Origin of the sequence: Castellaniella sp. (genome assembly GCF_004321985.1) — a bacterium.
Lineage (GTDB): Bacteria > Pseudomonadota > Gammaproteobacteria > Burkholderiales > Burkholderiaceae_B > Castellaniella.
Map to the genome: position 1 here is coordinate 72,624 of NZ_SCQN01000039.1, position 17,636 is coordinate 90,259.

The 17,636-nt window shown below is 65.0% G+C and carries 22 protein-coding genes; 8 read left to right on the forward strand and 14 right to left on the reverse strand.

Annotation, left to right across the window (positions count from 1 at the left end):
• Window positions 1-4 precede the first annotated feature (4 nt).
• On the reverse strand, window positions 5-526 hold the full coding sequence (locus EPN31_RS08150; protein ID WP_291771723.1) for a gamma carbonic anhydrase family protein: 522 nt from the start codon (window positions 524-526) through the stop codon (window positions 5-7).
• Between the two features lie 64 nt (window positions 527-590).
• Here EPN31_RS08150 and waaC point away from each other — a divergent pair, with 64 nt between their 5' ends.
• Window positions 591-1,577 (forward strand): lipopolysaccharide heptosyltransferase I, encoded by a 987-nt coding sequence (gene waaC / locus EPN31_RS08155; RefSeq protein WP_291771726.1) that lies wholly within the window; start codon window positions 591-593, stop codon window positions 1,575-1,577.
• Complete coding sequence (locus EPN31_RS08160) at window positions 1,564-2,922, forward strand: 3-deoxy-D-manno-octulosonic acid transferase (RefSeq protein ID WP_367188307.1); 1,359 nt, start codon at window positions 1,564-1,566, stop codon at window positions 2,920-2,922. The genes waaC and EPN31_RS08160 overlap by 14 nt, the downstream gene beginning before the upstream one ends.
• Here the strand turns inward: EPN31_RS08160 and galU are convergent.
• From galU to EPN31_RS08180, 4 genes are read right to left on the reverse strand one after another with little or no spacing between them, the layout of a single operon-like run.
• Window positions 2,909-3,748 (reverse strand): UTP--glucose-1-phosphate uridylyltransferase GalU, encoded by an 840-nt coding sequence (gene galU / locus EPN31_RS08165; protein ID WP_291771728.1) that lies wholly within the window; start codon window positions 3,746-3,748, stop codon window positions 2,909-2,911. The genes EPN31_RS08160 and galU overlap by 14 nt on opposite strands.
• A complete protein-coding gene (locus tag EPN31_RS08170; RefSeq protein WP_291771731.1) occupies window positions 3,745-3,924 on the reverse strand; it encodes a hypothetical protein in 180 nt (59 codons plus the stop codon). The genes galU and EPN31_RS08170 overlap by 4 nt, the downstream gene beginning before the upstream one ends.
• Window positions 3,925-3,958: 34 nt before the next feature.
• Window positions 3,959-4,789, reverse strand: a complete 831-nt coding sequence (locus EPN31_RS08175) for a type III pantothenate kinase (protein WP_291771734.1) — start codon at window positions 4,787-4,789, stop codon at window positions 3,959-3,961.
• Window positions 4,786-5,607 (reverse strand): biotin--[acetyl-CoA-carboxylase] ligase, encoded by an 822-nt coding sequence (locus EPN31_RS08180; protein WP_291771736.1) that lies wholly within the window; start codon window positions 5,605-5,607, stop codon window positions 4,786-4,788. Before EPN31_RS08180 ends, EPN31_RS08175 begins: the two co-directional genes overlap by 4 nt.
• A 97-nt stretch (window positions 5,608-5,704) precedes the next feature.
• Between EPN31_RS08180 and EPN31_RS08185 the strand changes: the two genes are divergently transcribed.
• The 4 genes from EPN31_RS08185 (at window position 5,705) to lipB (ending at window position 8,787) form a co-directional block, all read left to right on the forward strand.
• Window positions 5,705-6,358, forward strand: a complete 654-nt coding sequence (locus EPN31_RS08185; RefSeq protein WP_291771907.1) for an alpha/beta hydrolase — start codon at window positions 5,705-5,707, stop codon at window positions 6,356-6,358.
• Between the two features lie 121 nt (window positions 6,359-6,479).
• Complete coding sequence (locus tag EPN31_RS08190; RefSeq protein WP_291771738.1) at window positions 6,480-7,751, forward strand: D-alanyl-D-alanine carboxypeptidase family protein; 1,272 nt, start codon at window positions 6,480-6,482, stop codon at window positions 7,749-7,751.
• A gap of 65 nt (window positions 7,752-7,816) precedes the next feature.
• Window positions 7,817-8,092: a DUF493 family protein gene (locus tag EPN31_RS08195; protein WP_291771741.1), complete on the forward strand. Its 276-nt coding sequence runs from the start codon at window positions 7,817-7,819 to the stop codon at window positions 8,090-8,092.
• 23 nt (window positions 8,093-8,115) lie between these two features.
• Complete coding sequence (lipB, locus tag EPN31_RS08200; RefSeq protein WP_291771744.1) at window positions 8,116-8,787, forward strand: lipoyl(octanoyl) transferase LipB; 672 nt, start codon at window positions 8,116-8,118, stop codon at window positions 8,785-8,787.
• Here the strand turns inward: lipB and EPN31_RS08205 are convergent.
• Window positions 8,784-9,332: a cob(I)yrinic acid a,c-diamide adenosyltransferase gene (locus tag EPN31_RS08205; RefSeq protein ID WP_291771747.1), complete on the reverse strand. Its 549-nt coding sequence runs from the start codon at window positions 9,330-9,332 to the stop codon at window positions 8,784-8,786. The genes lipB and EPN31_RS08205 overlap by 4 nt on opposite strands.
• 54 nt (window positions 9,333-9,386) lie before the next feature.
• Between EPN31_RS08205 and EPN31_RS08210 the strand changes: the two genes are divergently transcribed.
• Window positions 9,387-9,680 carry a copper-binding protein gene (locus tag EPN31_RS08210; protein WP_291771750.1) on the forward strand — a complete coding sequence of 98 codons (294 nt, stop codon included), beginning with the start codon at window positions 9,387-9,389 and terminating at the stop codon, window positions 9,678-9,680.
• Window positions 9,681-9,734: 54 nt separating this feature from the next.
• On the opposite strand, the gene hslU is transcribed toward EPN31_RS08210, so the two are convergent.
• The 5 genes from hslU to EPN31_RS08235 form a co-directional block, all read right to left on the reverse strand.
• The gene (gene hslU / locus EPN31_RS08215; RefSeq protein WP_291771753.1) at window positions 9,735-11,066 is read right to left on the reverse strand and encodes an ATP-dependent protease ATPase subunit HslU; all 1,332 of its coding nucleotides are present in this window, start codon (window positions 11,064-11,066) and stop codon (window positions 9,735-9,737) included.
• Between the two features lie 10 nt (window positions 11,067-11,076).
• On the reverse strand, window positions 11,077-11,610 hold the full coding sequence (gene hslV / locus EPN31_RS08220) for an ATP-dependent protease subunit HslV (RefSeq protein WP_291771756.1): 534 nt from the start codon (window positions 11,608-11,610) through the stop codon (window positions 11,077-11,079).
• A gap of 142 nt (window positions 11,611-11,752) precedes the next feature.
• Entirely contained in the window at window positions 11,753-12,193 is a 441-nt protein-coding gene (dksA, locus tag EPN31_RS08225; RefSeq protein WP_291771759.1) for an RNA polymerase-binding protein DksA, read from the reverse strand.
• A 30-nt stretch (window positions 12,194-12,223) separates the two neighbouring features.
• Window positions 12,224-13,330, reverse strand: a complete 1,107-nt coding sequence (locus EPN31_RS08230; protein ID WP_291771762.1) for a GTP-binding protein — start codon at window positions 13,328-13,330, stop codon at window positions 12,224-12,226.
• A 173-nt stretch (window positions 13,331-13,503) separates the two neighbouring features.
• Window positions 13,504-14,154 (reverse strand): Crp/Fnr family transcriptional regulator, encoded by a 651-nt coding sequence (locus tag EPN31_RS08235; protein WP_291771765.1) that lies wholly within the window; start codon window positions 14,152-14,154, stop codon window positions 13,504-13,506.
• 75 nt (window positions 14,155-14,229) lie between these two features.
• Here EPN31_RS08235 and EPN31_RS08240 point away from each other — a divergent pair, with 75 nt between their 5' ends.
• Window positions 14,230-14,793, forward strand: a complete 564-nt coding sequence (locus tag EPN31_RS08240) for an aspartate carbamoyltransferase (RefSeq protein ID WP_291771768.1) — start codon at window positions 14,230-14,232, stop codon at window positions 14,791-14,793.
• Between the two features lie 38 nt (window positions 14,794-14,831).
• Here EPN31_RS08240 and EPN31_RS08245 read toward each other — a convergent pair whose 3' ends face one another.
• From EPN31_RS08245 to xerC, 3 genes are all read right to left on the reverse strand, one after another.
• Complete coding sequence (locus EPN31_RS08245; protein ID WP_291771770.1) at window positions 14,832-15,770, reverse strand: c-type cytochrome; 939 nt, start codon at window positions 15,768-15,770, stop codon at window positions 14,832-14,834.
• On the reverse strand, window positions 15,767-16,465 hold the full coding sequence (locus tag EPN31_RS08250; protein WP_291771774.1) for a c-type cytochrome: 699 nt from the start codon (window positions 16,463-16,465) through the stop codon (window positions 15,767-15,769). The genes EPN31_RS08245 and EPN31_RS08250 overlap by 4 nt, the downstream gene beginning before the upstream one ends.
• Before the next feature lie 138 nt (window positions 16,466-16,603).
• Window positions 16,604-17,560, reverse strand: a complete 957-nt coding sequence (gene xerC, locus EPN31_RS08255) for a tyrosine recombinase XerC (protein WP_291771777.1) — start codon at window positions 17,558-17,560, stop codon at window positions 16,604-16,606.
• Window positions 17,561-17,636 lie beyond the last annotated feature (76 nt).

A 17,636-nucleotide genomic window follows, 5' to 3' on the forward strand; every position in this document is an offset into this window, starting at 1 on the left:
CCGCTCAAAGCGCCTTTAGTGCCTTTCGGTAGCGCGCGGCGCGGGCTGAATAGTCCTGTGCGCTGTGTTCCAGGGCCTCGACCTCTTCGTCGCTGAGCGTCCGGGCGACCCTGGCGGGCGCACCCAGGATCAGCGACCGTTCAGGGAAGGTTTTACCCTCGGTGACCAGGGCGCCGGCGCCGACCAGGCAGTGGCGGCCGATCACGGCCCCGTTGAGCACGACGGCCTGAATGCCGATGAGCGATCCGTCCTGGATGGTGCAGCCATGCAGCATGGCTTGATGCCCGATGGTGACGTTGCGCCCGACACGCAGCGGCCGACCCCGGTCCACGTGCAGCACCGCGTTTTCCTGGACATTGCTGCCTTCGCCGACGGTGATGGGTTCATTGTCGGCGCGGATGACGGCCCCCGGCCAGACGCTGGCCCCTGCGTCCAGCGTGACAGCACCGATCAGTGTGGCTTCGGGAGCGACGAAGGCGGAAGGGTCGATGCTGGGTTCGATGTCGTCCAGCGAATAGCAGGTCATGGTGGGGTCTCCGGGGTGTTGACGTGCAACGCGGTTTTGATCGTAGCATGCCTATAATCGCGCCATGACGACCCGCATTCTCATCGTACGCACGTCCTCTTTAGGCGATCTGGTCCATCTGCTGCCCACCATGAGCGACATTGCCGCGCATGTGACCGATGCACAGATCGATTGGATTGCCGAGGAAAGTTTCGCCGAGATTCCTGCCTGGCATCCGGCGGTGCACGAAGTCATCCGCGTGGCTCATCGCCGCTGGCGCAAGCACTGGTGGTCCGCGCAGACCCGGCGTGAGCGCGCGGCGCTGCGCGAACGCCTGGGTGCTCGGCAGTATGACGTGGTGCTGGACATGCAGGCGCTTCTGAAGTCCGTCTGGCTGGTGCGCCAGACCCACGGGGTGCGCCATGGGCTGGACTGGCAGTCGGCCCGCGAGCCGCTGGCGTCTCTGTTCTACGATGTGCGCCATCGCGTGGAATTCTGGCAACCGGCCATCATCCGCCAGCGCACGCTGGCCGCGGCTACTTTCGGCTACACCGTCGAGGGTCCGCCCGACTTCGGTCTGGGGGCCTTCACCGACGGCGTGGCCATCGAGCCGACAGCGCTCATCATGCCCTCAGCCAGCCGGGACGACAAGCTGTGGCCGGCAACGGAGTGGCAGCAGGTGTTCGATGATCTGCAGTCGCGCGGGCTGGCACTGCGCCTGCTGGCGGGCAACGAGGCCGAACAGGCGCGGGCGCAGGCGCTGATCGCGGGCCGCGACGGCGCCGAGGTCCTGCCGCGCATGGGGCTGCGCCAGGTGGCGGAGCAATTGGCGCGTGCGCGGATCATGGTGGGGCTGGACAGCGGCCTCACGCACCTGAGTGCGGGGCTGGGCCGACCCACGATCGGCATTTACCGCGCGTCCACGCCCGTACGCACACCGCTGCAGGGACCGGCGTATGTGGCCAGCCTGGGCGAGCGCGGCCAGGCACCCGACGCGACGCGGGTGCGCGCGGCCATCGCCGAAGCGCTGGATGATGCCCGGGACGGCGGGATGGTTCATGCGGTCGGGTGACATGGTCCGCCGGATCTATTCGATTCTGCTGGTACTGGCCTCGCCGCTGTTGCTGGGCTGGATGGCATGGCGCGCGCGTCGAGCGGGCGGCGATTGGTCGGTCCTCGGGTGCGAGCGGTTTGGCCGGTACGCCCGCCGCCCTTCGGCGCAGCCAGGCGCGGTCTGGGTGCATGCCGTCAGTCTGGGTGAGACGCGTGCCGCGCAGCCGCTCATCCGGGCGCTGCTGGATCGCGGCCACCGCGTGCTGCTCACGCACCTGACCGCGACGGGGCGCGCCGAGGGGCGGCGCGCATATGCCGACGACATCGTCGCCGGCCGGCTGCGGCAGCTCTGGCTGCCCTACGATTTTCCGGGGGCGACCCGGCGGTTCATGCGCTGTCATCGCCCGGCCCTGGGGGTACTGATCGAACGCGAACTGTGGCCCAACCTGGTGCACGCCGCAGTCGCCGCACGCATCCCGCTGGTGTTGGCCAGCGCCCGCATGTCGCCGGCCTCGCTTCGCCAGAACCTGCGCCTGGCGCCGCTCTTGCGCCCGGCCTATGCGGGCCTGAGCCGTACCTATGCGCAGTCCGAGGCGGATGCGAAGCGTTTGAGACAGGTGGGCGCCACCAACGTCAGCGTCTTGGGCAATTTCAAGTTCGATCTTCGTCTGGATGCACAGCGCATCGCGCAGGGCCGGGAATTCGCGGTCCGCCTGGCGCGTCCGGTCGTCGTGATTGCCAGCACTCGCGAAGGAGAAGATCCTGGTTTCGTGGCGGCGATCCGCCAGCAGGCCGATCGCTGGGATACAGAGGGGCTGCCCTTGGAAAGGTGGCCGCTCTTCATGCTGATTCCCCGGCATCCGCAACGCTTCGATGCCGTCGCCGGGATACTGGAATCGGCCGGATTGTCGTTCGTGCGCCGCACCCATATCGCGGGTCTGGGGGAGGCCTCGGACCGGGTGGTTCAAGCCTGCCGGGAGTCCGCCGTGATATTGGGCGATACCCTGGGGGAAATGCCCTGGTATTACGCGTGCGCCCAGGTGGCGATCGTGGCGGGCAGCTTTGCCCCGTTGGGTGGACAGAATTTCATCGAGGCCAGCGCGTTGGGGTGCCCGGTGTTGGTCGGCCCCCATGTGGCCAATTTCGATCAGGCGGTTGCCGATGCCCTGCAGGCGGGTGCGCTGCGCCAGGTGCAGACACCCGAAGTGGCGCTGCAATGCGCCCTGCAGTGGCTGGGCGATGATGCGCTGCGGGCCCGCATGGGCGAGGCGGCCCTGCAGTGGATCAGCCACCACTCAGGCGCTGTGGCGCGCGTGGTGGCCGGCATCGAGGCGTTGCTGCGCGAAGACGTCAATCCAGACTGAGGTTGTGGTATTTGCGCCCGAAGGCGACGGTGGCGCGGAAGAAACCTTCCTTGCTGCCGCAATCGTAGCGGTCGCCCACATAGCGGTGCGCGAACACCGGACGATGGTTCAGCAGCCCGGAGATCGCGTCGGTGAGCTGGATTTCCTGTCCCACGCCGACCTGGGTGCGGCGCAGCACGTCGAAGATTTCGGGTTCCAGCACATAGCGTCCCACCACGGCCATGTCGGATGGCGCGTTTTCGGGGGCGGGTTTCTCGATGATGCGCTCCACCCGGGTGTTGCGGGCGTCGACGGGGGTGCCGGCGATGATGCCGTATTTTCGTGAGTCCTGGATGTCGATGGTCTGGATCGCGAGCACACTGCCGTTATGCTGGTGGGCCGCATCTACGAGCTGGCGCGTCACGGCGGTATCGGCATCGAGCAGGTCATCGGCCAGCAGGACTGCGAAGGGCTCGTTCCCCACGATGGGCGCAGCGCAGAGCACGGCATGCCCCAGGCCCAGCGGCTGCGGCTGGCGGGTATAGATGCAGCTCACATGGCTGGGCAGGACGCCGCGCACGGCTTCGAGCAGGACCTGCTTGCCCTTGGCCTCCAGATCGGCCTCCAGCTCGGGTGCGCGGTCGAAGTGATCCTCGATGGCGCGCTTGTTGCGGCCCGTGATGAAGATCAGCTCTGTGATGCCCGCTGCCAGCGCTTCTTCGACGGCGTACTGGATGAGCGGCCTGTCCACGATGGGCAGCATCTCCTTGGGCATGGCCTTGGTGGCCGGCAGGAATCGGGTACCCATTCCTGCGACTGGGAAGACGGCTTTGCGGATCGGTTTCATCGTTGAGTGGTGATGTCGGGGGGAAGCGGCGTGCCCAGCGTCAGTGCTTGCTGGTTGCGCTGTGACAGGGGGCGAACTTCGCGGCCTTGTTCGGCGGGGGGCGGGCCAAAGAATCCCTGTCCGTAGGCGAGCAGCGCTACGTTGGCAATGACGGCAAGACTGAGCAGGAATCGCATGGCCGAAGAGAGGTGGAACGATGCGTTGAGTATATCAATCCCGATGATTGGTCTGCCGGTCCAGCCACGCGAGCCCGTCCAGCACTGGGGCGTCCAGCCACTGGGGAGGCTGCTGGGGTAGTCCCAGATCGGCCTGGGTGTTGGCCAGAGCCTGGCTGACGTCATCGCGCACGGCGGGCCAGCCTCCGCCGCTTACATATGTATGGGGCGCGCGCCCTGTGATCCGCCGGGCAAGCCGCCATTGGCGCAGCAGTGCCCCGCCTTGGGCGGCTGCGATGCCGCTGGCGATGGCGCTGTGGGTGTCGGCGGGGAAGTCCTGGCAGGGTCCCGTGGCCAGCGGTAGTCGCGCCGTGCCGGTTGCCAGGCTTTGCGCCATCAGCGTCACGCCGGGCAGGATCAACCCGCCCAGGAAGGCGGCCGGCGGCTGCTGGCCGGTGGCGCGCCGCTGGAGCGTGTCCACCGTGGTGGCGGTTCCGAAGCTTGCCAGAATATATGGGGTGCCCGCCGTCCAGTCGGGGTCGTGCGCGATCTGCTGCTGCAGACCCAGCAAAGCCAGCCAGCGATCCGAACCCAGCTGTCCGGGCCGGGCATAGGGATTGTGCAGCAGCTCTGCGCCGTCATGTGCGTCTTTCCATTCGATCGCAAGGCCCCAGTGTTCCCGGCAGGCCTGCTCCAGCGGGCCGATGGCCTCGTGCCCGGCGACCTTCGAGCCCAGGATGCGCTGCGGCGGCTGTGGGGCCTCGCGGATCAGGCGCAGCGGGTCGGCGTAATCCAGCGGTTGCAGCGCGCCGCGGTGCGCGGTGGGATCGTCATCCAGCCAGGCAAATTTCGCGCGTGTATTGCCGGCGTCGATCAGCAGAATCATGGGCGGACCCGTACCGAGATTTCGCCCATGGAGATCGGGTGCAGGCCGCTCGCGTTGCGCAGCAGCAGCCGGCCCTGGGTGTCGATGCCGCATGCAGCGCCCGTCTGCAGCAGCCGGCCGTTGTCCAGCACGTCCAGCAGCTGGCCGCTCAGGCCGTCGACCTGTGCGTAGCGCGCCGGCAGGTTCTCGAAACCATACGCCGTCGCCCGGTTGATGGCCTGGAACCAGGCCATGGCGATGCAGGCCACGAGATCGGCCGGCGTCATGGCGGCGGCCTGGGGATCCTGAGACGCGATCTCGGCCCAGTCCGCAATGCGGCGGTTCAGCGCGGCGGACAGGGCGTGGGCGTCCCGCAGGTTCAATCCCATGCCGATGATGATGAGGTGGTGATCGGCCGCATTGGTTGTCCCCGATCGTGTGCTCTCGATCAGGATGCCTGCAAGCTTGGCCTGTTTCCACTGCAGATCGTTGGGCCATTTCATCGTCAGGTGCGCGCGTGCGGACGGATCAATCTGGCCGCGCAGCGCCTCGCAGCTCACCAGCCCGATCAGAGGCGCCAGCGTGGGTAGTTGCCGGGCGGGCAGGAAGATATCGAACGCGCAGGAGAACATCAGGTTGGTGTCGGTGCGGTTCTGCCATGTGCGGCCTGCGCGGCCGCGGCCCCGTGTCTGCAGGTGGCAGCCCAGCAGCCAGGGGCGTGTCATGGGGCCCGTGGGATCACGCGCCCGATCGAGCAGATCGCCATTGGTCGAGCCGGTTTCTGCCACCCAGTCGACTTGCGCAAAAAGGGGCAAGGCAGCCCGGAGGGTGCGGGTCATCTCTTCCGGCGGGGGCATGGGCCGGGCCGGATCGAAGGAGGAGTCGGACATGGGATGGGTAGAATGGAACCTGTCGGGCTTCGAAATGATCGCAGACATGAGTTTACGTACAGAACAGTGGGTCTGCCAGGGGTTGGCGGGTACCGTCGAATGCATCGTGGACCATCCGGACGGGGACCCGGTGGGCTGGGCGTTGGTGCTGCATCCACATCCGCTGTATGGCGGTACCCGCGACAACAAGGTCGTGACCACGATCAGCCGTGCCTGCGTGCAGCAGGGCCTGATGTGCGTGCGCCCGAACTTTCGGGGGGTGGGCGCATCCCAGGGTACGTTCGACCGGGCCGTGGGCGAGACGGCCGACATGGTGCGCTGTGTCGAGCAGATTCGCGCGGCCTGGCCGGCTGTCGCAGCCGGACCCTGGGTATTGGCCGGGTTTTCGTTCGGGTCGGCAGTCGCCGCCCAGCTCTATGCCGAGCTCGCCGATCGAGGCCTGCCATTGCCGGCTCGCCTGGCGCTGATTGGTTGCGCGGTAGAGCGTTTCCGCTACCGGCCGCTCACGATGCCCCCGCAGACGCTGTTGGTCCATGGCGAGACCGATGAAGTCGTGCCCCTGCCCGAAGGCATGGATTTTGCCCGCGCGCACCAGTTGCCCATGACGGTCGTGCCGGATGCCAGTCATTTTTTCCATGGCAAGCTGCTGATTCTGCGCCAGATCATCGAAGATTCACTGGCTGGCCTTCCGCGGGGCTGATGCTGGCTTTGGTTTCAGTTGCTTGCGTTTTGTCGCGATTTGCACTCAACAGCGCCCAGACTCGGATTTTCGTGCTGCCTATAATGAGCCCCTTACGCCTGTTCTTCCTGAGTTTCCGCTCATGACGCCATCCAAATCCCCCGCCCTGTCGTTCCGCCGTCGGCTTTCTGCCGTGGCGCTTGCCCTGAGCACCGCCTTGGTGCTGCCGGGGATTGCCTGGTCGCAAGCGGCGCCGGCTCCTGCCGCCGCGGGAGCATCGGCATCGGGTGCCCAGCCCGCCGCGCCACAGAAGGCCGAGCCCGATCTGGACATGGTCAGCGCGTTGTCCAACGTTCCGGCACCCACGCTGGGTGCCAAGGCCTGGCTGACGCTGGATGCCACCAGCGGGCAGATCATCGCAGCCCAGAATCCCCAGGAGGCCATCGAGCCGGCCTCGCTGACCAAGCTGATGTCCGACTATGTCATCTTCATCGCGCTCGACAGCGGCCGGCTGAAGCTCGACCAGCAGGTGCATATTTCAGAGAAGGCCTGGAAGACCGAAGGCTCGCGCATGTTCATCAAGCCCAACACGGACGTGGTGGTGGATGACCTACTGCAGGGCATGATCGTGCAGTCGGGGAACGATGCCACGGTGGCGCTGGCCGAGGCGGTGGCAGGCAGTGAATCGGCGTTTGCCGCGCTGATGAACCAGGAAGCCAAGAAGCTGGGGATGACGCATACCCACTACGTCAATTCCACTGGTCTGCCCGATCCCAACCACGTCACCACGGTGCAGGACCTTGCGATTCTCGCCCGCGCGCTGGTGCAGCGGTTCCCGCAGTACATGCATTACTTCAGCCAGAAGGATTTCACCTGGAACAAGATCAAGCAGAGCAACCGTAACCGGCTGCTGTGGGCGGATCAGACTGTGGATGGACTGAAGACTGGCCACACACAGGCGGCGGGCTATTGCCTGATCGCGACGGCGCTGCGCGATGGGCGCCGTGTGGTGTCCGTGGTCGTAGGGGCGGCCAGCGACGCAGCGCGTACTGAAAGCAGCCTGAAATTGCTGAACTGGAGCTTCAAGAACTTCGACACGGTGAAGCTGTTGGACAAGGCCAAGCCGGCCGTATCGGCGCGGGTCTGGGAAGGCGCGTCCGACAAGGTGGATCTGGGCGTCTCCAAGCCGCTGTGGGTCACGGTACCGCGTGGCAAGGCCGATGACATCAAGACCAAGGCTCGTTACACTCAACCGCTGATGGCGCCGCTGACCCAGGGCAACCAGGCCGGCACTCTGACCGTGAGTCTGGATGGCAAAGTCCTGCGCCAGGCGCCTCTCGTGGTCGAACAGACGGTGGGACAGGCCGGCTTCTTTGGTCGTATGATCGACAAGGTCCACCTGTTGTTCAAATGACGACGGGGCTCGCCGGCCGCCAGCACCTTGCCGCGGCCGGAAGGGGCCTCTCGATCGATTGCGCCATGCCGATTCCGCCTGCCACCGAGTCCCTGATCTCTTACCCCTGTGACTTTCCCATCAAGGTCATGGGACCTGCGCAGGACGGCTTTCAGGAAGCCATCGTACGGGTCGTGCGTGATTTCGATCCGGATTTCCAGGCGGATTCCGTAGAGGTCCGCCCCAGCTCGGGCGGCCGGTATCTAGGGCTCACGCTGACGGTCCACGTGCACTCGCGTACCCAGCTCGATAACTTGTACCGGGCCCTTCACGGACACGAAATGGTATCCGTGGTGCTCTAGTGTCCAGCAGCCAACCAGACGCAATGACCCTGCGGACCCGCTGGTGGGAGCGGCCCGCGCCCTATGCCCCGGTCTGGCAGGCCATGCAGGACTTCACCGAGCAGCGCACGGCGGAGACACCCGACGAACTCTGGCTGGTGGAGCATGCCCCGGTCTACACGTTGGGCCAGGCGGGGCTCGAGGAACACGTCCTGAACCCGCACGGTATCCCGGTGGTGCATTGCAATCGGGGCGGGCAAGTCACCTATCACGGGCCTGGGCAGGTCGTCCTGTATACGCTGGTGGATCTGCGCCGCCAGGGCGTTTTCGTCAAGGATTTCGTTCATCTGCTGGAGTCCGCCGTGCTGGAAGTGCTGGCGCAGGCCGGGATCCGCGGCGCCTGCCGCAAGCCTGGCGCACCGGGCGTCTATGTGCCGCAGACGGCGCTTTCCCGGCCCCAGGGCGACGCCTTGGCCAAGATCGCCGCGCTGGGGGTGAAGATCCGACGGGGCTGCGCCTACCATGGGGTGGCGCTGAACGTCGCGATGGATCTGGCCCCGTTTCTGGGGATCAACCCCTGCGGTTATGCGGGCCTGCAGACCGTGGACATGCGCTCGTGTGGCGTGACCGCCGATGTGGTGTCCACGGGCGAAGCGCTGGCGCGGGAATTCTCGGCCGCCTGGGCGGCGCATCACCGATCACGGGTGACCGGTTAGCGGCGCGGACCCTTCCAGAGCACGTCGGGGCAGCCGGCTGCACGGTTCAGGACGCGAGCCAGCACGAAACACAGGTCTGAGAGCCGGTTCAGGTAGTGCAGGACGGACGGGTTGACCGCTTCTTCGTGCGCCAGGGTCACGACAGAACGCTCGGCGCGCCGGGCGATCGTGCGGGCCATGTGGGCATGAGCCGCCGCCGGGCTGCCGCCGGGCAGAATGAACTCGGCCAGTGGGGCCAGTGTGGCGTTGTAATGCTTCAGCGCCTCATCCAGGCGCGCCACCTGGGACGGTTGCAGGAGCTGTGTTCCGGGGATGCACAACTCTCCCCCCAGGTCGAACAGATCCTGCTGGATCTGGTCCAGCAGGCTGTCCGTGTCGGCCGGCAGGCCCTGTGTTCGCCACAGGCCGATGGCGCAGTTGAGTTCGTCGACGTTGCCCAACGCCGCGATGCGCGGCGCGTCTTTGGGGACCCGGCTTTTATCGCCGAGGCCGGTGGTGCCGTCATCCCCTGTCCGGGTGCTGACGATGGAAACGCGTATCGACATGGCGGAGTGATCCTTGATCGGCGTTATGCTTGCATCAGCCAAGGAGTTTAGCTCATGCATTCTTCATTCATCGGTGTGCTCGCGGCAGCGGCTGTGGCGGTGCCCATGGTGGTGTCGGCCGCGCCGCCCGTTCAGGCCCACGCTCAGGGGACGGTCGTGCGCGTCAATGCGGCCCAGGGCAAGATCGCCATCCAGCATGGCCAGATCCCCGCCCTGGATCTGCCTGCCATGACGCTGGTTTATCACATTGCCCCGGCGCTGCTGCGGGGCATCGCGGTGGGCGATTCCGTCAGCTTCACGGCCGAGCGGGCGGGGGGGCAGTACCGCATCGTGGATCTGAAAAAATAAGGCCTGTGCGTGCAGCACAGGCCCTGTGGGGACAGATTGGCGGGGCGCGGCGAACTACAGCACGTAGCGCGCCAGATCCTGGCTGCTGGCCGTCTCCGACAGCTTTTCGTTGACGTACGCAGCATCGATCGACACGGTCTGCGCGCCGGGGCTGGCTGCTTCGAACGACAGGTCTTCCAGCAGCTTTTCCATCACGGTATACAGGCGCCGGGCGCCGATGTTTTCCGTGGTTTCGTTGACCTCGAAGGCCAGTTCGGCCAGGCGCCGGACGCCATCTTCACGAAAGTCCAGCGTCACGTCCTCGGTGGCCATCAGTGCCGCGTATTGCTTGGTGAGTGACGCATCGGTGGCGCTCAGGATGCGCACGAAATCTTCGGCTGTGAGCGAGTCCAGTTCCACCCGGATCGGAAAGCGCCCTTGCAGTTCGGGAATCAGGTCGGACGGGCGCGACAGGTGAAAGGCGCCCGAAGCGATGAACAGGATGTGGTCGGTCTTTACCGTGCCATACTTGGTGTTGACCGTCGTGCCTTCCACCAGCGGCAGCAGGTCACGCTGTACACCCTGGCGCGACACGTCGGCGCCGCCCTGTTCCTGGCGTGAGGCGATCTTGTCGATCTCGTCCAGGAACACGATGCCGTGCTGTTCGGCCAGCGTCACGGCCTGGGCCCGCAGTTCTTCCTCGTTGATGCGGCGTGCGGCCTCTTCGTCGGTGATGAGCCGGAAGGCTTCCTTGACCGTGATCCTGCGTGATTTGGTCTTGCCTTGCGACAGGCCGGCAAACATGCCGCGCAGCTGCTCGGTCATCTCTTCCATCCCCGGGGGCGCCATGATTTCCATTTGGGGCGCAGTCTGGGCGATTTCGATGTCGATCTCGGTGTCGTCCAGCTTGCCTTCACGCAACCGCTTGCGGAAAACCTGCCGGGTGGTGTTCTCTTCGCGATCGGGGTTGCCCTGGGCATTGCGCGGCGGCGGGAGCAACGCATCCAGGATGCGGTCTTCGGCCGCGTCCTCGGCCTGTGTGCGCACCTGGCGCGTTGCGTTCTCGCGCGTCTGTTTGACGGCGACCTCGATCAGATCGCGGACGATGGTGTCCACGTCGCGGCCCACATAGCCCACCTCGGTGAACTTGGTGGCCTCGATCTTGATGAAGGGCGCGTTGGCCAGCCGCGCCAGGCGGCGTGCGATCTCGGTCTTGCCCACGCCGGTGGGGCCTATCATCAGGATGTTCTTGGGCACGATTTCGTGGCGCAACGGCTCGGCGACCTGCTGGCGGCGCCAGCGGTTGCGCAGCGCCACGGCGACGGATCGTTTGGCACGTTCCTGACCGACGATGTGCTTGTCCAGTTCCGAGACGATTTCCTTGGGGGTCATATTGGTGGCGGACATGGCAGGCGGCCTATAGCGTTTCGACGATGTGGTTCTGGTTGGTGTAGATGCACAGATCGCCGGCGATCTCCAGGGACTTCTTCACGATCTCGGCGGGCGGCATCTCGGTGTATTCGAGCAGGGCCCGGGCGGCGGATTGGGCGTAGGCGCCTCCGGAACCGATGGCGGCGATACCGTGCTCAGGTTCCAGCACGTCGCCGTTCCCGCTCAGGATCAGGGTGTGTTCCTGGTCGGCCACGATGAGCATGGCCTCGAGCCGGCGCAGCACCCGGTCGGTGCGCCAGTCGCGGGTCAGCTCCACGGCGGCGCGCATCAGGTGCCCCTGGTGCTTTTCGAGTTTGGCCTCGAAGCGTTCCTGCAGCGTGAAGGCATCGGCTGTGGCGCCGGCGAATCCGGCCAGCACCTTGTCGTGGTAGAGGCGGCGGATCTTGCGGGCGGTTCCCTTGATGACGATGTTGCCCAGCGTGACTTGACCGTCTCCCCCCAGGGCGACCGTATCGCCGCGGCGCACGCAGACGATCGTGGTGGCGTGAAATTGTTCCATAGGGCTCTCGAGTGTTGAGAACAACATATGGAGGCGCAATGTGGGAATTCAAGGGGCGCGAAGACGGGCCCCGTCTGTCCGCGAATGCGGCGCGGCGGCCACCAGGGGCCGCCGCAGTGGCGATTTACCCGGAGCGCGGAGGTCAGTCGCCGTAAAGTTTCTGGCGCATCTCGCGGCGTTCCTGGGCTTCGAGCGACAGGGTGGCCGTGGGCCGTGCGAGCAGCCGTGCGATGCCGATGGGTTCGCCAGTTTCTTCGCAGTAGCCGTATTCGCCCCCGTCGATGCGGGCAATGGCCTGCTGGACCTTTTTCAGCAGCTTGCGCTCGCGGTCACGCGTGCGCAGTTCCAGCGCGTGCTCTTCCTCGATGGTCGCGCGGTCGGCTGGGTCCGGAACGTATTGGGTCTCGCGCAGGTTCTCGGTCGTGGCACCCGCATTGGTGAGGATTTCGTGTTCGAGCTGGTGCAGGCGTTCCCGGAAGAACGTGAGCTGGGCATCGTTCATGTAGTCCTTCTCCGGCATCGCCAACAGTTCCTTTTCGGTCAACACCCGGACCGGAGATTTTGTACTGGATTTGCTAGCCATGTTGCGTCCCTCTTGGTTTGCCTGGCTCAGTCAGGCCAGGCATTGTTCGAGCCCCTGGGTGAAGATGTCTCGGGGCAGTTTACGGCCGATGAAGACCATGCGGGTATTCGGTTTTTCACTGGCTTGCCAAGGCTTGCCGGGTTCGGCACCCATCAGCATGTGCACGCCCTGGAAGACCATGCGGCGCTTGATGCCCTTGATGTAGAGGATACCTTTGTAACGCAACAGATCCGTGCCGTAGACCTGGACGATCCCGGACAGGAAATCTTCCAGACGCTCGGGGTCGAACGGACGATCCGAGCGGAACAGGAATGAGCCGATCGCGTCGTCGTGGTGGGCGTGATGGTGGTCGTGGCTGCAGTTCGGGCCGCATTCGTGACCGTCTTCGTCGTCTTCGTGATCATGGTGGTGATGCCCATGATCATGTTCATGATCATGATCGTGGTCCTGTTCGCTCAGGAACTCCGGGTCGATGGTGAGGATGTCGTCGATGTTGAAGCCGCTTACGTCCAGCAGCGTGTTCAGGTCGGTCTCGCCAAAGTGCACTGGTGCGATGGAGGCGCGCGGGTTGATGTGCATGAGACGCGAGCGCAATGCCTCGTAGTCGGCCTCGTTGACCAGATCCTTTTTCGAGATCAGGATGCGGTCGGCAAAGCCGACCTGGCTCTGGGCCTCTTCCTGGCGGTCCAGCGTGGACATGCCATGTTTGGCGTCCACCACGGTGATGACGGCGTCCAGCTTGTAGGTGTCGGCGACGTCGTCGTCCATGAAGAAGGTCTGGCACACCGGTCCCGGGTTCGCCATGCCGGTGGTCTCGATGATGACGCGGTCGAAGTGCAGCGTGCCAGCCTCGTGCTGCAGGGCCAGATCGTTCAGGGCCCGCACCAGGTCGCCCCGCACGGTGCAGCAGACGCAGCCGTTGCTCAGCTGTACGATCTGTTCTTCGCTGTCCTGCACCAGCACGTCGTTGTCGATGTTTTCTTCGCCGAACTCGTTTTCGATCACCGCGATGCGCTGGCCGTGATATTCCGTGAGAATGCGGCGCAGCAGCGTGGTCTTGCCTGCGCCCAGAAATCCCGTGAGCACCGTCACGGGAATCAGTTTGTCAACGGAAGGGGAAGGATTTGCGGCGTTCATGACGGATCTCTGCGTCGCACTCAGGCAGACGGCTTCGACCGAAGCGGTCCGGGCGCGACAAAATCAAGCAGATGATTACATCATAGCCTGGGGTTTTGGGCAAACTTGCTGTAAGTTCGTGTCTGTTTGACGCCTCATGTCCACCGTCTGACGGATGGTGCAGCAGCGATTCCTCAGTCAGTTTGTGGCTGTTCCGACCGAGCGGCCAACAGCTCTAAGCGTCGTCCCGACACGGCAAGAGTTCCTGCGGCTTGCAGCCGCCTTAAGGCTCGATACAGGGCTTCGTGGGTCAACCCCAGTTCAGTTGCCCAAGCCTTCTTGGCAATTTGTAATTCGATCACTCCCGCGACTCCCTCGGCCTCGATGTAGTGGACGATCCGTTCTTCTGCGGTTCGTAGGCATAGGCGCTCGCATTGGGCGCGAAGCTTGCGCACTTCATTGGCGAGGATGGACTGCCAACGCCTGGAAAAGGCCGAGTCTTCCGTGAGGCTTCTCTTGAATGCCTCTGCGGGGAAGGCCAGCAGGTCGGAGGCGGCCGTCGCCACAGCGTCGCAGTGGTAGACCTTCGAGTCCAAGCTTGCCTCGGCGATGAACCCTCCGCGGGATCGCTGCAAAGTAACCTCAACTCCTTGGAATCCAATCCTCGCGAGGCGCACCTCTCCCGACAGCACGAGGAAGGCCGCGCGAACGTGGTCGCCGACGCGAAACAGGCAAGAATCCTGCGCGAGGTGGACCGCACTGGCCTGGCGCCGCAGTCCCTCGGGAATTGACTGTAAGAGCACTCGCGTGGAGTGCAAGGAGGACTCTGGAACGTTTATTTCCATATGATTCAAATCATATGCGAATAACGAGTGCAAACCCTAGCATTCAGTCTGATAGTCTTAACCCGAGAGAGATTCATGCGCCTGATGATGATCCCCCTGATGCTGGCCGCCGTGGCAACGGCATCGCACGCCCAATCGACCGCCAGCCCGACCTCACCCATAGAGGGGATGGATCACATGCACATGGGTCATGCGGCGCACATGGCGGCTATGGCCAAGGCTCAGCGCCAGCAGCAGGTCTCCGAGCTCGGAAAGGATGTGATGCCGTTCAGCCTCGCGGCGACGTTGCACGTGTTCACCAAGGATGCGGAGGGGGGTGTCCAGCAAGTGATCGCTCGGGACAAGGCCGACGCCAAGCAGACCAGCTTGATCAGACGGCACTTGCAGGAGATCCGAGAGCAGTTCCTCGCAGGCGACTTCTTGGGCCCGAGCCATATCCACGGTGCTCAAATGCCAGGGCTCGCCGAACTGTCTGTTGCAAAGCCTGGGCAGATCTCGATTGGCTATGAGGACGTTACTGGCGGTGCGGAGCTGGCTTACAGGACGTCCGATCCAGCGCTGGTTGTGGCGATCCACAGGTGGTTCGACGCCCAGGTGTCCGACCATGGCAAGGACGCCATGGTCGGACATGCTCACTAAGACAGGGGTCCACTTGTCGCTATCTGAATTGAAGGGGGTCAGTTCCCGACTTGCTGCTCGGCCTTGTCGGGCAGTGTGCTGGTCGAGGGTTTGGAGTGCGCTCCGAGCGTCACGCCATTCACGGTCTGGCCGTATAGGTCATATTTGCCGCCGTGGTGTGCCTTGGTGGTCGCCGCCAGGTTGCCGGCGAAGTGAGGATCTTGCGGGCGCTCATGTGCGTCGACGAAGTAGGCCACGTCCCAGGCTTCCTGTTCGCTCAGGGTGCCGCCCTGGCTCAGCGGCATGTTGGCGTGGATGAAGGCCGCTGCCGTCTTGATGGAATGCATGCCGGCGCCCCAGTTGTAGGAATCATCGCCCCACAGCGCCGGAAACACCGTGTGCTCGGTGGCGTCCTGCCGGCCCTTGCCCTGGGCGTCGTGACACAGCGCACAGTGTTCGGTGTAGACCTTCTGGCCGCGGACATAATCCGGTGTTTGCTGCGGCTCAGCCAGTTCGGGAAATCCCTGTCCGGCCAGTTTCACGCCGGTGGGCGCGCCCTTGGCCATCCAGTACATATAGCTTTCGAGGGCCACGATGGTCTTGCTGTCGGCTGGCGGCATGCGGCCGTTCATGCTGTAGATGAAGCAGCCCTGGAGTCGTTCGGCCAGTGTGTTGACATGGCCGTTCTTCGACCGGTAGGCCGGATACAGGACGTACGCTGCCCACAGGGGCGCCGAACCCGCCCGGCGGCCGGCATCCAGGTGGCAGCTCACGCAGGCCATGGAATTCCCGACGTACTGTTTAGCGAATTTCTGCGGATTCAGAAAGATGTCCTGGCCCCGGCGCACGGCTTCGCCAAACGGGCCGCTGGGAATTGCATCGGCAGCGGGCGGCGTGAAGGCGGGGACATCCGGTGATGCGGCCCGGGCAGTCCCCAGGGCCAACGCCAACATCAGCGCACTGGCAGCGGCCGCAGCCGGAGTGGGTCGTGTGCTCATTGTTTTTTCGCTCCTTCGAGGGACGTGGCCTGGGGCAGGGCAGAGAAGTAACCGGCGACGGCCGCAATCTGCCCGTCGTTCATGCGCTTGGCGATATTGCCCATCAGGTTCTGGGGACCCCCTGCGCGCTGGCCTGATCGCCATTGGGTGAACTGCTCGACGATATAGGTCTTGCTCAGGCCCGCAATGGCTGGAAAGTTCGGCACCACCCCGATGCCGCCGGCCGCGTGGCATTGGATGCAGGCAGGGATGTCGTGAGCCCAATCGCCGCGATTGGCGATCCAGGCGCCAGTGTCCTGTGCATCGGGCAGTGTATTGGCCTGTGCCGCGAGCTTGCCGGCGTCCCATGGTGCTGGCAGCGTCCGGATGTAGGCCACGACGGCCTGGCGCTGTTCAGGCGTCAGCGCACTGGCGATGGGTTTCATGATCGGATTGGCACGTGTGCCGTCGCTGAACATCTGGAGCTGGGCCGCCAGATAGTTTGCGCCCTGGCCCGCCAGAAATGGGAAGTTGGCGGCCGCCATGCCTTGCCCCTGGGCCCCGTGACAGGTGATGCACGCCGTGATGCCCGGGCCGCCCTGGGTGAAGATTTGCTTGCCCGCGTCCGTTGGCGAGGCAGCCTGGGCCAGCCCCGTGCCCAGCAGGGACATGGTGCTGATCCATAACGCACGTCGGTATTTGTTTGAGAAAAACATGTCCCGTCTCCCCGTGTGGTTGGGCCATTATCGGACAAGTGGTCCCGCTGCATCAAACATTCGGTGCTGCACTGCTGGGGCGGGTTATCACCCTGGCGGGCGCCAGCCTGGGCTGCCCAGCCAAGCTGGTGCCGCCGGTCAATCCTTGCTCGTGCGGCGGGCGCGTGGGTGTGCCTGATCGTAGGTCGCCGCCAGGTGCTGAAAATCCAGTCGCGTGTAGATCTGGGTGGTTGAGATGTTGGCGTGGCCCAGGAGTTCCTGGACGGCCCGCAGATCGTGGGCCGATTGCAGCAGGTGGCTGGCGAAACTGTGGCGCAGGCTGTGGGGATGCACGTGCAGCGGCAGACCGACTTTTTGTGCCAGCGCCTGGAGCTGGAGTTCGACCACGCGCGGGCTGACGCGCCGGCCGCGAGCACCCAGGAACAGCGCGGCGCGCGTGTCGGCGTCCGGTTCGGGCGGCAGCAGTTGCGCCCGGACTTCCAGCCAGGCCTGGAGCGCAGTGATGGCGTGCCGCCCCAATGGCACGGTCCGGGTCTTGTGGCCCTTGCCCGTGACGGTGGCTTCGGCCTCGGCGATCTGGATCCAGCTTTGCGAGGCGTATCCCGATTCGCGCAGCGGTTGCCAGTCCAGGCTGACCAGTTCCGACAGGCGCAGCCCGCTGGAATACAGAACCTCGAACATGGCCATGTCGCGCCGCTCTACGGGCGTCTCGGCGGGTGGGAGCTGGGTGCGGTCCAGCAGCGCCTGCGCCTGATCGACCGATAGGGCCTTGGGCAGGCTGCGCGGGATCTTGGGGGCGCGCACGCCATGGGTCGGGTTGCGGGGCAGCCCGGCGGCGGGTGCCCGCCATTCGTAGAAGCTGCGCCAGGCCGAGAGTGCCCGCGCCAGGCTGCGGGGTTCGTGGCCTTGAGCGTGCAGGCGCGCCAGCGCCTGGCGGATGTGCAGTTCGGACCGCGTGTCCAGCGATTCCCCGGGGAAACAGCCTTGCAGCGCGTGCAGGTCACGCCGGTACGCCGCGACGGTGTGCTCTGAGTAGCGTTGTTGTGCGCCGAGTTCCGTCAGCCAGGATTCCACGAGCTGGGCATCGGATGCCATGCCAGTAGGCTGGGCCAGCGGGTTTGCGGCCGTGCCTTCCGGTGGGTGGCGACGGCCTCTGGTCGGGGTTTCCGGT

Coding starts and splice junctions, on each gene's coding strand:
- xerC (WP_291771777.1), bottom strand. CDS start 17,560: ATGGCATCCGATGCCCAGCTCGTGGAATCCTGGCTGACGGAACTCGGC.
- EPN31_RS08235 (WP_291771765.1), bottom strand. CDS start 14,154: ATGGAAATAAACGTTCCAGAGTCCTCCTTGCACTCCACGCGAGTGCTC.
- EPN31_RS08245 (WP_291771770.1), bottom strand. CDS start 15,770: ATGAGCACACGACCCACTCCGGCTGCGGCCGCTGCCAGTGCGCTGATG.
- EPN31_RS08240 (WP_291771768.1), top strand. CDS start 14,230: ATGCGCCTGATGATGATCCCCCTGATGCTGGCCGCCGTGGCAACGGCA.
- galU (WP_291771728.1), bottom strand. CDS start 3,748: ATGAAACCGATCCGCAAAGCCGTCTTCCCAGTCGCAGGAATGGGTACC.
- hslU (WP_291771753.1), bottom strand. CDS start 11,066: ATGTCCGCCACCAATATGACCCCCAAGGAAATCGTCTCGGAACTGGAC.
- lipB (WP_291771744.1), top strand. CDS start 8,116: ATGACCCTGCGGACCCGCTGGTGGGAGCGGCCCGCGCCCTATGCCCCG.
- hslV (WP_291771756.1), bottom strand. CDS start 11,610: ATGGAACAATTTCACGCCACCACGATCGTCTGCGTGCGCCGCGGCGAT.
- EPN31_RS08190 (WP_291771738.1), top strand. CDS start 6,480: ATGACGCCATCCAAATCCCCCGCCCTGTCGTTCCGCCGTCGGCTTTCT.
- EPN31_RS08150 (WP_291771723.1), bottom strand. CDS start 526: ATGACCTGCTATTCGCTGGACGACATCGAACCCAGCATCGACCCTTCC.
- EPN31_RS08230 (WP_291771762.1), bottom strand. CDS start 13,330: ATGAACGCCGCAAATCCTTCCCCTTCCGTTGACAAACTGATTCCCGTG.
- EPN31_RS08180 (WP_291771736.1), bottom strand. CDS start 5,607: ATGACCCGCACCCTCCGGGCTGCCTTGCCCCTTTTTGCGCAAGTCGAC.
- EPN31_RS08160 (WP_367188307.1), top strand. CDS start 1,564: ATGCGGTCGGGTGACATGGTCCGCCGGATCTATTCGATTCTGCTGGTA.
- EPN31_RS08175 (WP_291771734.1), bottom strand. CDS start 4,789: ATGATTCTGCTGATCGACGCCGGCAATACACGCGCGAAATTTGCCTGG.
- dksA (WP_291771759.1), bottom strand. CDS start 12,193: ATGGCTAGCAAATCCAGTACAAAATCTCCGGTCCGGGTGTTGACCGAA.
- EPN31_RS08195 (WP_291771741.1), top strand. CDS start 7,817: ATGCCGATTCCGCCTGCCACCGAGTCCCTGATCTCTTACCCCTGTGAC.
- EPN31_RS08170 (WP_291771731.1), bottom strand. CDS start 3,924: ATGCGATTCCTGCTCAGTCTTGCCGTCATTGCCAACGTAGCGCTGCTC.
- waaC (WP_291771726.1), top strand. CDS start 591: ATGACGACCCGCATTCTCATCGTACGCACGTCCTCTTTAGGCGATCTG.
- EPN31_RS08205 (WP_291771747.1), bottom strand. CDS start 9,332: ATGTCGATACGCGTTTCCATCGTCAGCACCCGGACAGGGGATGACGGC.
- EPN31_RS08185 (WP_291771907.1), top strand. CDS start 5,705: ATGAGTTTACGTACAGAACAGTGGGTCTGCCAGGGGTTGGCGGGTACC.
- EPN31_RS08210 (WP_291771750.1), top strand. CDS start 9,387: ATGCATTCTTCATTCATCGGTGTGCTCGCGGCAGCGGCTGTGGCGGTG.
- EPN31_RS08250 (WP_291771774.1), bottom strand. CDS start 16,465: ATGTTTTTCTCAAACAAATACCGACGTGCGTTATGGATCAGCACCATG.